The 12,902-nt window shown below is 73.0% G+C and carries 12 protein-coding genes; 5 read left to right on the forward strand and 7 right to left on the reverse strand.

Translation table 11 applies throughout. The features are described 5' to 3' along the window. Positions 1-68: 68 nt before the first annotated feature. Entirely contained in the window at positions 69-221 is a 153-nt protein-coding gene (locus AB0O00_RS17915; protein WP_363652811.1) for a hypothetical protein, read from the forward strand. Positions 222-510: 289 nt separating this feature from the next. On the opposite strand, the gene AB0O00_RS17920 is transcribed toward AB0O00_RS17915, so the two are convergent. After that, a complete protein-coding gene (locus AB0O00_RS17920; RefSeq protein ID WP_363652813.1) occupies positions 511-1,392 on the reverse strand; it encodes a hypothetical protein in 882 nt (293 codons plus the stop codon). Between the two features lie 296 nt (positions 1,393-1,688). Here AB0O00_RS17920 and AB0O00_RS17925 point away from each other — a divergent pair, with 296 nt between their 5' ends. Further along, positions 1,689-2,996, forward strand: coding sequence for a cytochrome P450 (locus AB0O00_RS17925; protein ID WP_363652815.1), 1,308 nt, complete (start codon positions 1,689-1,691; stop codon positions 2,994-2,996). Here the strand turns inward: AB0O00_RS17925 and AB0O00_RS17930 are convergent. Next, entirely contained in the window at positions 2,976-3,791 is an 816-nt protein-coding gene (locus tag AB0O00_RS17930; protein ID WP_363652817.1) for a DUF4241 domain-containing protein, read from the reverse strand. The genes AB0O00_RS17925 and AB0O00_RS17930 overlap by 21 nt on opposite strands. 35 nt (positions 3,792-3,826) lie before the next feature. Here AB0O00_RS17930 and AB0O00_RS17935 point away from each other — a divergent pair, with 35 nt between their 5' ends. Both AB0O00_RS17935 and AB0O00_RS17940 read left to right on the forward strand, forming a co-directional pair. After that, entirely contained in the window at positions 3,827-5,335 is a 1,509-nt protein-coding gene (locus AB0O00_RS17935; protein ID WP_363652819.1) for a CoA transferase, read from the forward strand. Between the two features lie 31 nt (positions 5,336-5,366). Then, positions 5,367-6,008: a DUF6461 domain-containing protein gene (locus AB0O00_RS17940; RefSeq protein ID WP_363652821.1), complete on the forward strand. Its 642-nt coding sequence runs from the start codon at positions 5,367-5,369 to the stop codon at positions 6,006-6,008. Between the two features lie 59 nt (positions 6,009-6,067). On the opposite strand, the gene AB0O00_RS17945 is transcribed toward AB0O00_RS17940, so the two are convergent. Next, complete coding sequence (locus AB0O00_RS17945) at positions 6,068-6,667, reverse strand: HdeD family acid-resistance protein (protein ID WP_363652822.1); 600 nt, start codon at positions 6,665-6,667, stop codon at positions 6,068-6,070. 171 nt (positions 6,668-6,838) lie between these two features. Between AB0O00_RS17945 and AB0O00_RS17950 the strand changes: the two genes are divergently transcribed. Next, a complete protein-coding gene (locus AB0O00_RS17950) occupies positions 6,839-8,716 on the forward strand; it encodes an NAD-binding protein (RefSeq protein WP_363652824.1) in 1,878 nt (625 codons plus the stop codon). Positions 8,717-8,870: 154 nt separating this feature from the next. Here AB0O00_RS17950 and AB0O00_RS17955 read toward each other — a convergent pair whose 3' ends face one another. From AB0O00_RS17955 to AB0O00_RS17970, 4 genes are all read right to left on the reverse strand, one after another. Then, positions 8,871-9,656 carry an enoyl-CoA hydratase gene (locus AB0O00_RS17955; RefSeq protein ID WP_363652826.1) on the reverse strand — a complete coding sequence of 262 codons (786 nt, stop codon included), beginning with the start codon at positions 9,654-9,656 and terminating at the stop codon, positions 8,871-8,873. Between the two features lie 152 nt (positions 9,657-9,808). After that, positions 9,809-10,855, reverse strand: a complete 1,047-nt coding sequence (locus AB0O00_RS17960) for an enoyl-CoA hydratase/isomerase family protein (RefSeq protein WP_363652827.1) — start codon at positions 10,853-10,855, stop codon at positions 9,809-9,811. A gap of 229 nt (positions 10,856-11,084) precedes the next feature. Continuing rightward, on the reverse strand, positions 11,085-12,305 hold the full coding sequence (fahA, locus tag AB0O00_RS17965) for a fumarylacetoacetase (RefSeq protein ID WP_363652829.1): 1,221 nt from the start codon (positions 12,303-12,305) through the stop codon (positions 11,085-11,087). Beyond that, a partial coding sequence (locus AB0O00_RS17970) for a hypothetical protein (protein WP_363652831.1) occupies positions 12,302-12,902 on the reverse strand: 601 nt, incomplete at its 5' end. The genes AB0O00_RS17970 and fahA, both read right to left, overlap by 4 nt.

The following is a 12,902-nucleotide window of genomic DNA, read 5'->3' on the forward strand; positions in this document are numbered from 1 at the left end:
TGAGGCACGGGGCGGCGTCAAACGCGACACCCTCTGGGACGGTTACAAAGTCCACCTCACCGAGACCTGTGAGGAAGGCGGGCTGCCGGGACTGGCTGGAGCGCGCGGAACAGCTGCGCGTCCGGGTGGCGGCGAGTGCGGCCGACGGCCCGCCGGTGGACTGGTCCGCGAATCTGCTGGCCCGGCTGGAGGAGGACGGGCCGCGCGGCCCGCAGCGGTAGGACGAAGGCGCCGGCCGGAGCCGGAGTGCCGCCGTAGTCAGGCATGAAGGGTCCTGAGGGAAGGGCTGGGAGCGGCGTCGCTCATGGGCGGCGCCGTCGGTGTCGATAGGTCGTCCGCGTCGCACGCCGCGCGTCCGGGTGGAGGCGCGACGGCAGGCACGGAGCCCGGGCCCTGGCGGCACGGCGGCGCAGTGCGCTCGGCCGTACGGCAGGGCGACCTGCCCGTCACGGTGCCCCGGCGGCAGTGGCCGACCGGATGGAGCGAATGGAACGCGGGGAGACGGGCGCGTCAGCAGGCGAGGGCGAGCGCGGGCGGCCCGCGCCGCACGACGGCGTGCGTGAGCAGCACCTGTCGCGGCAGCCGGGTCGGCCGGTCGGCGCGCCGGGGCGGGGCCGGCGGGAAACCGGAGGGCCGCGCGAAGAGGCTAAGCAGCGGGACGAGCAGCGCGCCCGCGACGACGGTACCGAGTGCGCCGAGCAGTTCGAAGATCCGGACCAGCGCGGCGTCACCGCGCCAGAGCAGCAGTGCGCAGGCCAGCGCGGCCAGCACGTGGGCGGCGACCATCCCCACGGACATCCCGTGGGCCATGCCGTGCGCCATCCCGTGGGCGGCCATGGCCTGTCCGGAGCCGTCGGCCACCTCGGCCCCGGAGGGCATGCCCGGCATGCCACCCATCCCAGTCATCCCGGTCATGTCCATCGCCATGCCGTCGCCGAGACCGGCCCCGCCCGAGGCGGCGGAACCGGCACCGTGCCGCAGGCCGGCCGGCGGCGCATCCGGGTCGAGTCCGGCCATCCTGGCCAGGTCCGCGGGCGACAGTCCGGTCGGCACCCGGCCGGGGTTGCACAGCAGCAGGGCGGCCCAGTCCGTGCCGGAGAGCCGGCCGAGCCCGCCGCCCGTAGGCGTGAGAGCCCCGGCGCGTTCGAACAACAGGTGTAGTGCGGTCTGCGCCGCGACCATCCAGGCGCTGATCACCCCGAGCCCGCGCCGCTTCCCGGCGAGCATCCAGGTCACACCGAGGACCACGCCGGACCCGCCGACCAGGACCGGCGGCGACACCCCGGCCCCGCCCATGGCGACGTGCGCCGCGGCGGCCAGCGCCACGCACAGCGCGGCGAAGACCACGGCGCGCAGCGAGCGGATCCGGTCGGTCATCACGATGGCACTCATCGTCGCACCCGCCGGGCCGCGCCCGTACCGCACCCTCCGGTATCGGCCGGTTCCGCCTCGTGAGACCATGCCCGGCCGTCGCGCCGGAGGCCCCCGTCCCCAGTCGGCCCGACCTCTCTGGTTGCCGACCCACCCGGCCCAACCGCCCGACGAACCGACCAGGCGAACAACTGCTCGTACGACCATCGGGAGGATTTGACATCTCTCATCACCTGGTCACTAAATGTGCACAACCACCTACGATGCGCACACCCCGGTGCAGGCGTCAGCACAGCGGACCACCAGGAGGCCCGGCCATGGACACCACGATCGGCCGGGCAGCACGGACAGCATCCGCCGGAACCGGCTTGGTCTCCGCGCACTTCAAGCCAACCCCCGGCTCCGCCCCCGACCTGGCCGACCCGGGCTTCTGGCAGCTCCCCGCCCCCACCCGCGCCGCCGCCTTCGCCGAATTACGCCGCCGCCCCACCCCCCTCTACGTCGGCGACCGCGCCACCGGCCGCGGCCACCACGCCCTCGTCCGCTACGCCGACGTCGTCGAAGCCGGCCGCACCCCCGCCGTCTTCCGCAGCGCCCCCGGCGTTACCACCCCCGAACCGCCCCGCTGGGTCAGGGCCCTCTTCGGCGACTCGATGGTCAACCTGGACGACCCCCGCCACGCCCAGCTGCGCCGCGTCATCGCCCGCGCCTTCACCCCCCGCCTCCTCTCCAGGGTCGAGGACGACATCCGCCGCGTCGCCGCCCGCCTCGTCGACGACGTCGAACGCAACCGGCCCGAGGACTTCGTCACCGCGGTCGCCGCCGAACTCCCGTTCCAGGTGATCTGCAACCTGATGGGCATCCCCGAGGGCCCCCGCCGCGCGATCCTCGACCAGGTCGACCACGCCTCCGAACACACCGGCGTCGCCCGCCCGCTGCGCCGCCGCCTGCGCGTACCCGGCCGCGGACTGGCGGCGCTCGCCCGGATGCAGCTCATGGTCGCGGCGATCGGCCGCCACCGCCGCCGCGCCCCCGCCGACGACCTGATCACCGCCCTCGTCACCGCCGACGTCGAAGGACGCAGGCTCACCGGCCGCGAACTCGGCGCCTTCTTCTCCCTGCTGCTCGTCGCCGGCGTCGAGACCACCCGCAACGCGCTCGCCCATGGCCTCCACCTGCTCACCGCCCACCCCGACCAGCGCGCCCTGCTCCTCGACGACCTGGACGGGCGGCTCGGCGGCGCCGTCGACGAGATCGTCCGCCACGCGACCCCGATCATCCAGTTCCGCCGTACCCTGGCCGTCGACCACGAACTCGGCGGCCCCGGCGGGCCACTGCTGCGAGCCGGCGAGAAAGCCGTCCTCTACTTCGGCTCGGCCAACCGCGACGAGACCGTCTTCACCGACCCGGACGCCTTCGACATCACCCGCACCCCCAACCCCCACCTGGGCTTCGGCGGCGGAGGCCCGCACTACTGCCTCGGGGCGCACCTGGCCCGGCAGGAGATGAAGGTGCTGTTCCGCGAACTTTTCACCCGCCTGCCCGGTCTGCGATCGGTCGGCGAGCCGGACCTCGTCCCGTCCAGCTTCGACAACCGCATCCGGTCACTGCGCTTCACCTTCTGAACCTTCGGACGAGTGATATCCATCGGCCACGGCGACCGAGGCGATGGCCCCAGTCTCGGTGCGCCCCAGCCAGACGACGGAGGGTCCTTCGGCGGGGAACGTCACGAGGTCCGCTCCGTGCCCCTCGTCGCTCGCGCGCTCGAAACGGTCATCGAAAAGACTTTCCGTGTCACGGGGCTGCCGGTTGCCGGATTGGCATCCTCGCCAGAACTCGCGGAACGGTGCTGTCAGTGCGGGCCAGGCAGCGGCATCGGAGAAGCTCCCCATGTTCGTCTCGGAGTTGAACCCAATCCGGTCCCCACGACGAATCGTCTCGATGTCGTCTCCGACACCGAGGGCCATCTCCCAGCTCATTACGGGGGTCTCGGTGATACACAGGCGGATGGCGGCTACTTCCCGGCCGTCGAAACGCTCGCCCATGAACTCGTACGGCGCTTGCGTCCAAGCGGCCTCCACCCGGTAGATGCCCGGCGGGATCCGTTCCGCCAGTTCCCGGCCGACTCGCGCCGTCAGCTCCGGGTCGTCATCCTCCGGCCATGGTGAGTCGACGATGAGACGGCCGCTGGGGATGCGGATCGTGGTCACTTCTCTCACTTCGGCGACCCGGATGAACGTCGTTGGATCACCGGGACGCGTTCCAAGCCGTGTCCCCGGCGTGATAACCGCTTCCAGATACCAGCTCTCCTCGGGTTTGGCGGCAAGCCGGACATCTGCTGTATGACCCATGCGCCGACGATAGTGGGGCGCACCGACACAGTCCGTGCGCAGGCGCAGCCGGGTGGTGGCGGCCGTCACGGCGGACGCACGGGAACCCGAGCACAATGCCGTACATGACAGAGCGTCCGACACCCCCGGCCGAGCAGTCCCGTGTTGCCCAGGCGACTCACGGGTCGACGTCCCCCGAGCAGAACCCGCCCACGCAGGTCCCCACCGACGGCCCCACCGCACACGCCTGGGCGGCCCTCGGCGGCTCCGCCGACCTGCTGGACCGGGTCTCCTTCCACGGCCCCGCCACCGTCCTGCCCTCCGGACTGCCCGTGCGCCGCCTCGCCCGGGCCACCGTCGCCGTCTGTTCCCTCGCCGCCGCCGAACTCGCCGCCCACCGCGCCGGTGGCCCCGTCCCCGCCGTGCGGATCGACCAGGGTGCCGTCGCCACCGCCTTCGTGAGCGAACGCCACCTGACCGTCGACGGCCGCGCACCCGTCAGCTTCGCCCCGCACTCCGGCTTCTGGCGCACCGCCGACGGCTGGGTCCGCACCCACGCCAACTACCCGCACCACCGCACCCGGCTGCTCGCGGCCCTCGGCCTGCCCGGCGGCGCCGGGCCCGAGGAACTCGCCACGGTGCTGAGCGAACAGCCCGCCGAACTCGTCCAGGAGCGCGCGTACGAGGCGGGGGCGCTCGCCGTGGCCGTCGCACCGGTGAGCGGCACAAAGCACCCACTCGTCGAGACCCGCATCGTGGGCCCGCGCGACCCGAACGGCCCGGCGCCCACCGCACCCCGCCCGCTCGGCCCCGCACCCCTGCCCGCCGACGGCATCCGCGTCCTCGACCTCACCCGCGTCATCGCCGGCCCGGTCGCCACCCGCACTCTCGCCCTCCTCGGCGCCGACGTGCTGCGCATCGACTCCCCCCACCTCCCCGAGGCCGACGACGCCCACGCCGACACCGGCTTCGGCAAGCGCTCCGCCCGCCTCGACCTCGCGGACCCCGCCGACCGCGCCACCTTCGACGAGCTCCTCGCCACCGCCGACGCCGTCATCACCGGCTACCGCCCCGGCGCCCTCGACGCCCTCGGCCTCGCCCCCGACGCCCTCCTCGACCGCCACCCCGGCCTGATCGTCGTCCAGCTCTGCGCCTGGGGCTGGACCGGCCCGTGGGCCGGACGCCGCGGCTTCGACAGCCTCGTCCAGGCCGGCGTCGGGATCGCCGCCCACGAGGCCGCCCCCGACGGCCACCCCGGCGTCCTCCCCGCCCAGGCACTCGACCACGGCACCGGCTACCTCATCGCCGCCGCCGTCCTGCGCGCCCTCACCGAACAGCGCACCGGCCGCCCCGGCGGACGCCACCTCCGCTTCTCCCTCGCCGGCACCGCGTCCTGGCTCCTCCACGACATCGACATCGACATCGACATCGACATCGACATCGACGTCGCCGGCGCCGACGCCGACGAACCCATCGAATCCACGCCCTACGACCCGACGCGGTACCTCGCCGAGACCGACTCCGCCTACGGCCGCCTGCGCCACGCCCTCCCGCCCACCGCCTACGACGGTGCGCCCACCAACTGGACGCGCCCGCCCGGCCGCTGGGGAACCGACCGGCCGACCTGGCTCTGACGGTGTCACAGCCGTCTGGCAGCATCGGCCCATGACCGCACACGCCACCGACTTCACCTGGTTCGCCGAGCGCTACCCCGTGCTCGACGAGGCCTACTGCCTGACGCACGTCCAGGGCATCGGCGCCGACGAACTGCTGCGCCGCTTCGACGCCGCCCCGGGCCGGGAGGTCACCGGTCTGGACGCGGTCGTCGCCGCCTGGGAGACCTTCGACGACGGCGAGGACGAGACGGCCAGGGCCCTGTTCGACGACGACGAGTACGCCGACCGCCTCCTCGTCGCCGTCACCGAACTCGACGGCTGGGCCCTCGCCGTCGAGCCCTACGGCTACATCGGCAGCCTCTGGGACGTCCTGCCCCGCCTCGCCGACGGCACCCGCGCGGTCGCCCACTTCCGCAACGTCAACGCGGTCGACCACTTCAACTGGTGGGAGGGCACGACCCGCCGGCTCCACTTCGAACCGCTCTTCCCCGGCGAGCGGGACGGCTCGGACGCCGACGCCCCCGGCATACCGGAGCTGCTGACGGCCTGCGGCTTCCGGCTCGACGACACGAATGCCGGCGTCAACACCGAGTCCGCGTTCGCCCTCGCCGAGCGGCTGACGGACGTCCGGATCGACGCGGAACGCCTGGAGGCCGCCACCTTCCGGATCGGCTACGCGCCCGTGCCGTAGCGGGACCCGTGCCGTAAGGGCACCCGCGCCGTAAGCCGACCCGTGCCCACCGGCCCCGGTCACACGCCCGACGGGATCCGCTTCGCCCGGCCGCGCACCTGGAGCGCCGTCACGATCTCGATCAGGCCGAGGATCAGCAGCCAGCAGCCCGCCAGGACCGTCAGCGCCGTGATCGACCCGACCGGCCAGACCATCAGCAGCACCCCGGCCAGCGTGTTCGCCACGCCCGCGAACCCCTGCCAGCTGCGCGCGGGCATGTAGGGGTCGGAGAAGGCGGCGGCGAGCTGGGTGATGCCCCGGAACAGCCAGCCGATGCCGATCCAGAGCGCGAGCAGCAACAGCGACTGGGCCGCGCTGCGGAAGCAGAGCAGGCCCAACAGCACGCAGATCGCGCCGCTGATGAACGCCATCACCCGCAGCGCGGTGGTGGCGTGTGTGCCGAACGCCGCCACCAGCTGGACGATCCCGATGACCAGCAGGTAGAGGCCGAACAGCACGCCCACCACCAGCAGGGTCTCGCGCGGCCAGGCGAAGACGACGATGCCGAGGCCGAGCGAGGCCACCCCGGCGAGCAGCAGGACCTGCCAGGCGGCCTTGGCGAGCAGCCCGAGCGGGCCCTGCACCTCGGAAGCGTCGGGGGTGATGATCGGGGGGACCACGGTGGTGCCTCCTCGGGCCGGGAACGCCGGGACGGGTGGGGGACGGGTGGGGGACGACACCCACCCTCGACGCACCGGCTGCGAACCGCCCGTGCGGTACCGCCGTTCGGGGGTCCCGCAGTTCCCGGAACGACACCTTCCGAACACCTGGCGTGGATATCATCCGTCGGTATGACTTCTGAAGGGTGGGGGACCCCTCCGGTCGAGCCGATCAGCCAGCACTTCGTCGTCTGCGGCGGGAACGCGCTGGCCCACCGGCTGGTCCTGGAGCTCGTCGAGCACTACGAGGTCCCGGTCGTCGTCCTGATCGCGGACCGCGACCGCGACCACGCACCGCAGATCGAGCAGCTGACCGGCGTCTCGGCCATGGTCGAGTACAGCAGCATCACCGACGAGGCGCTGCGCGCGGTGTCCGTCGAGACCGCGCGCGGCCTCGCCCTCGTCGAGGGCAGCGACCAGGAGAACATCCACGCGGCGCTCAGCGCCCAGGGCCACAACCCGAACATCCGGATCGTCCTGCGGATGTTCAACCAGCGCCTCGGGGAGAACATCGAACGCCTCCTCAAGAACGGCACCGCGCTCTCCGGCTCCGCCACCGCGGCACCGGCGTTCGCGGCGGCCGCGCTGGGCCGGCCGAACTCGGTCGCGGTCGGCGGGCGCTTCCTGCACATCGCCTTCGACGAGGCGATCGCCTCCGACCGGCTCTGCATCGTCGCCGATCACATCGACCGCCAGGACGTCAGCAGGATCCGGCTGATGCCCGACCAGGAGGGCGGCTCGGCCGAATTCGTCCGGCTCGCACGTGAGTTCGGGGATGACGGCCCGGTGCGCGTCGGCGCCGGCGCGGTTCCCGGTCCACGCCGTAGCTCGGCCGAAGCTGCCGAGGCCACCGAAGCCGGACCGGAAAGTGACGCCGACGCAGCGGTGTCCGCAGTGGTCGAGGACGAAGGCGGGATCGCCGCCCTCCAGGCGCTACCGGTCGAACCGCGCGAACCGATCGGCTGGGCACGGCGGCTGCGCTGGCGGCTGCTCGACACCGCCCGCTACTTCACCAGCGCCCGCATGCGGCTGGTGCTGCTCATCGCGCTCGGCGCCGTGCTGATGGCCTTCTCCGTGCTCTGGTACCTGAGCCGGGACTTCGGCTGGTCCGTCTACATCTCGCTGCTCGACCTCGCCGGCGCGGCCCAGCCGGACCAGCCCGCCGACATCGCCGCGGGGACGGGGACGGGCGGCGTGTGGCAGCGCATCGCGCAGGTGGTGATCACGCTCTGCGGCATCACGTTCGCGCCGGTCGCCACCGCCATCGTGGTCGAGGCGCTCGCCTCCGGGCGGCGCGGCCAGCCCCGCAACCCGAGCGCCGGCACCCGCGACCACGTGATCGTCGTCGGCCTCGGCAACGTCGGCACCCGCGTCGCCGGCCAGCTCCACGAACTGGGCGTGCCGGTGGTGTGCATGGAGCGCGACCCGCAGGCGCGCGGCATCGCCGCCGTCCGCGCGCTCGGCATCCCGGTCGTCCTCGGGGACGGCCCGTTCGAGGAGCAGCTGCGCCGGGCCCGGCTGAAGCACAGCCGGGCGGTGGTCGCGGTCAGCGGCGACGACGCCACCAACCTGGAGGCGGCGCTGGAGGCGCGCCACGGCAACCCCGAAGTGCGGGTGGTGGTGCGGCTGTTCGACGACAACTTCGCCGGGCACTTCTACGCGACGCTGGACAACGCGGCGTCCCGGTCCGTCTCCTACCTGGCGGCGCCGGCGTTCGCCGCGGCCCTGATGGGGCGCGAGGTGCTCGGCACGCTCTCGGTGTTCCGGCACGTGCTGCTGATCGCGGAGCTGAGGGTGGAGGACGGCAGCCGGCTGATCGGCATGAACCGGCACGACCTGGAGGACCCGGGCGGCGTCCGGGTGATCGCCGTCCGGGTCGCCCGCACCCCGCACCTGCAGTGGAACTACGCCGACCGCAGTCGCGGACTCGGCCCGGGCGACCAGATCGTCGTCGCCGCGACCCGCAGCGGCTTCGCCCGGCTCAACACGGTGCTGGTGGAGGAGGGCTGACGGGGTTCGCCGAACGACGAACGGCGAACAGATAACAGATGACAGAGTTCATCATCTGTTATCTGTTCGCCGTTATCTGTCACCCGTCATCTGTAGCCCGTCACCCGTCACCCGTCAGGCGTTCGCCGCCCCGGCCCGAGTGCTCCGCCCGTGCTCAGCGGTTGATGAACGCCGGCGGCCGCTTCTCGGCGAAGGCGTTCATGCCCTCCTTCTGGTCCGCGGTCGCGAACGCGGCGTGGAACAGGCGCCGCTCGAAGCGGACGCCCTCGGCCAGCGTGGTCTCGAAGGCGCGGTTGACGCTCTCCTTCATCATGATCGCGGCCGGGGCGGACATCGCCGCGACGGTCTCGGCGGTGGCCAGCGCCTCCGCCAGCAGCTGGTCGGCCGGGACGATCCGGGAGACCAGGCCGGCGCGCTCGGCCTCCTCGGCGCCCATCATCCGCCCGGTCAGGCACAGCTCCATCGCCTTCGCCTTGCCGACCGCCCGGGTCAGCCGCTGCGAGCCGCCGATGCCCGGGATGACGCCGAGCTTGATCTCCGGCTGCCCGAACTTCGCGGTGTCCGCGGCCAGCAGGATGTCGCACAGCATGGCCAGCTCGCAGCCGCCGCCGAGCGCGAAGCCGGCCACCGCCGCGACGACCGGCTTGCGCAGCTGGCCGAGCCGGTCCCACGGGCCCAGCCAGTCGTCCAGGTAGACGTCCGGGAACTGGTTGCCCTGCATCTCCTTGATGTCCGCGCCCGCCGCGAAGGCCTTCTCAGACCCGGTGATCACCAGACAGCCGATCTCCGGGTCGCGGTCGAACGCCGTCGCGGCCGCGACGACCTCGTTCATCAGCTGCGTGTTCAGCGCGTTGAGCGCCTTCGGACGGTTGAGCGTGATCAGCCCCACCCGGCCCTTGCGCTCGACCAGGATCGTCTCGTAGGTCTCGGTCTCGGTCATCGCCGTCGACTCCCATTCCGCTGCTCGGCGCCGCACGGGCGCGCCTGACCACCCAACGATCTACGAAGCGCCCCGCCTCGCGCCAGTCTTGGCATGCGAGACAGTCATCACGAGTCCGGCCGCCTGAGAGAACGTGCGGAAGGGCGGGCCGGCTAGGCCAGGCCGAGCTCGTCGCCCTCGCGCGGGGCGAAGTGGCGGGCCACGTCGGCCTCCGTCACCTCGGCCAGCGTGGCGGGGGACCAGCGCGGGTTGCGGTCCTTGTCGATCACCTGGGCGCGGATGCCCTCGACCAGGTCGTGGCTGTCCAGCGCCGCGCACGAGATGCGGTACTCCTGGTCGAGCACCGCCTCCAGGGACGGCAGCGACCAGGCCCGGCGCAGTGCGACGAGGGTGGTCTTGACCGCGGTCGGCGAGTTGGCGAGGACCAGTTGGGCGGCCTCCTTCGCCTCCCGGACGCCGGAGTCGAGGAGGCGTTCGACGATCTCCTCGGCGGTGTCGGCGGCGTAGCAGGCGTCGATCCACTCGCGCTGGGCCGCGAGGGCGGACGGCGGTGCGGGTTCGGCCTCGGCGGCGACCATGGCGGTCACGGCGGCCGCGTCCGGGGCGGCCGCGAGGGCGAAGAGCAGGGCAGGGATCTTCGCGGACGGGACGAAGTGGTCGGCGAAGCCGCACAGGATGGCGTCGCCGGGGCCCATCGACGCGGAGGTGAGGCCGAGGTGGATGCCCAACTCGCCCGGGGCGCGGGCCAGCAGGCGGCTTCCGCCGACGTCCGGCACGAGGCCGATCCGGGTCTCGGGCATGGCGACGACGGAGCGTTCGGTGACGATGCGCACCGAGCCGTGGGCGGAGAGGCCGACGCCGCCGCCCATCGTGATGCCGTCCATGACCGCGACGTACGGCTTGGGGCAGCGGGCGATGAGGGCGTTCAGCCGGTACTCGTCGCGGAAGAACGCCCGGGCGCCGGCGCCGCCCGCCTTGGCGTCGTCGTGCAGGGCGCGGACGTCGGCGCCGGCGCAGAGCCCGCGTTCGCCGTCGCCGGTCAGGACGATGGTGCGTACGGTGTCGGCCGCGGCCCACGCGTCCACTGCCGCGCGGACGGCGGTGATCATGCCGTGGGTGAGGGAGTTGAGCGCCCTCGGCCGGTTCAGCACGATCCGCCCGACCCAGCCGTCCTGGAAGTCCTGCACCTCGCCGCTCATCGGGCCCGCTCCCGTTCGTCGGTGTCGAAGATCCCCGTCCCTGGCGCCCACCGTACTAGGCCGAACGGGAAACAGATGACAGCTGACAGAAAACGAAATCTGTCAGCTGTCATCTGTTATCTGTTCGCTGTCACTCGTCAGCCGTACGACCCGCTGCGACTCGACCGCGACTCGACTGCGACTCGACGACGCCCCGACTGCGGCTCGACGCCGTCCCGCCGCCGCCCGACTACGGCTCGACCCGCCCCGTCACCTCGCCGAACCCGACGACCGTCCCGTCCGGCCCCGGGGCCGTCGCGGTGATGGTCACCTCGTCGCCGTCCTCCAGGAACGTCCGCGTCGTGCCGTCCGCCAGCTTCAGCGGCTCCTCGCCGTTCCAGGTCAGCTCGATCAGCGCACCCCGGGTGTCCGGCTCAGGCCCGCTGACCGTCCCCGACGCGAACAGGTCGCCGGTGCGCAGCGACGCGCCGTTGACCGTCATGTGGGTGAGCTGCTGCTGCGCCGTCCAGTACATCGACGCGAACGGCGGCCGGGAGACGAGGTGCCCGTTCAGGCGGACCTCCATCGCCAGGTCCAGGCCCCACGGCTCGCCGCCGCGGTCGTCCAGGTACGGCAGCGGCTCGACGTCGCGCTCCGGCGGGCTGACCCGGGCGTGCTGGAGGGCGTCCAGCGGCACGATCCACGGCGAGACCGAGGTCGTGAAGGACTTGCCGAGGAACGGGCCGAGCGGCACGTACTCCCACGCCTGGATGTCGCGCGCGGACCAGTCGTTGACCAGGCACACGCCGAACACGTGGTCGCGGAAGTCGTCCAGGACGACCGGCCGCCCGAGCGTGGACGGCGTGCCGACGACGAAGCCCACCTCGGCCTCGATGTCCAGCCGGCGGGTCGGCCCGAAGGACGGCACCGCGTCGGCCGGGGCCTTGCGCTGCCCGTGCGGGCGCACGACCGGCGTGCCGGACACGACGACCGTCCCCGCGCGCCCGTGGTAACCGATCGGCAGGTGCTTCCAGTTGGGGGTGAGCGGCTCCGAGCCCGGGCGGAAGATCCGGCCCAGGTTGGTGGCGTGGTGCTCGCTCGCGTAGAAGTCGACGTAGTCCGCGACCTCGAACGGCAGGTGCAGCTCGACCTCGCCCACCGGCAGCAGCGCCGGCGACAGCGCCTCGCGGTAGGACTCGTCCGTCAGCCACAGCGTGAGGTCGGCCCGCACCTGCGTCCAGGCCGAACGCCCGGCCGCCATCAGCGGGTTGAGCGAGTCCGCGGCCAGCAGCACCGACGGTGCCCCGGCGGCGCGGGCGGCGGCCCCGGCGTCGAGCACGAAGTCCCCGACGCGCACGCCGATCCGGCGCCGTCCGGGCTGGTCGGCGGCGGTGAAGACGCCGTACGGCAGGTTGTGCACGCCGAACGGCGAGTCCTGGGCGCTGGCGAGCCAGCTGCGGGGGGTGCTCAACGGTCCTCCTGGACAAGTGGACTGGGCGACAGCAGGCCGAGCGCGGCCAGGTCGTCCAGGGGCTCGGCGATGCTGCAGGTGCCGAACGCGGTGAACGAGTTGCGGATCACCGTAACCTGATGCGCGCTCAAGGCGTGGACGGCCTTGGCCAGCACGTCGCCGTCGCGTTCCGCCAGCACCTCGGCGGCCGTGGCGCGGTCCGTCTCCTGCGCGGCCAGCAGCACGTTGAGGAAGCCGTGGTGCTCGAAACCGGTCACCGCGTCGGTGTGCCGGACGGCGTTGTGCAGCCCGGCCGTGCACTTGTACGGCAGACCGCGCTGCGCGCAGCCGGTCAGGAACGCGGCCAGCTCGTCCTCGTCGGGGAACGCCTGCGCGACGACCCCGCCGGTGCGGAATTTGGCCCGGTAGGCGCTGTCGACGAGGGCGTCCAGCGTCTCGTCCAGCCCGTCTCCGCGCAGGAGTTCGCGCGGCAGTTCGACGGCGGCGGGCACGTCCGGCGGCAGCAGCCGGTCCAACTCGGCCACCGCCTCGTGCACGTCCCCGGTCGCGAGCTCGACGCCCGCGACCTCGAACGGCGCGGCGGCGGCGAGCGCCGGC

Source organism: Kitasatospora sp. NPDC093558 (assembly GCF_040683475.1).
In the GTDB taxonomy this organism is placed as follows: domain Bacteria; phylum Actinomycetota; class Actinomycetes; order Streptomycetales; family Streptomycetaceae; genus Kitasatospora.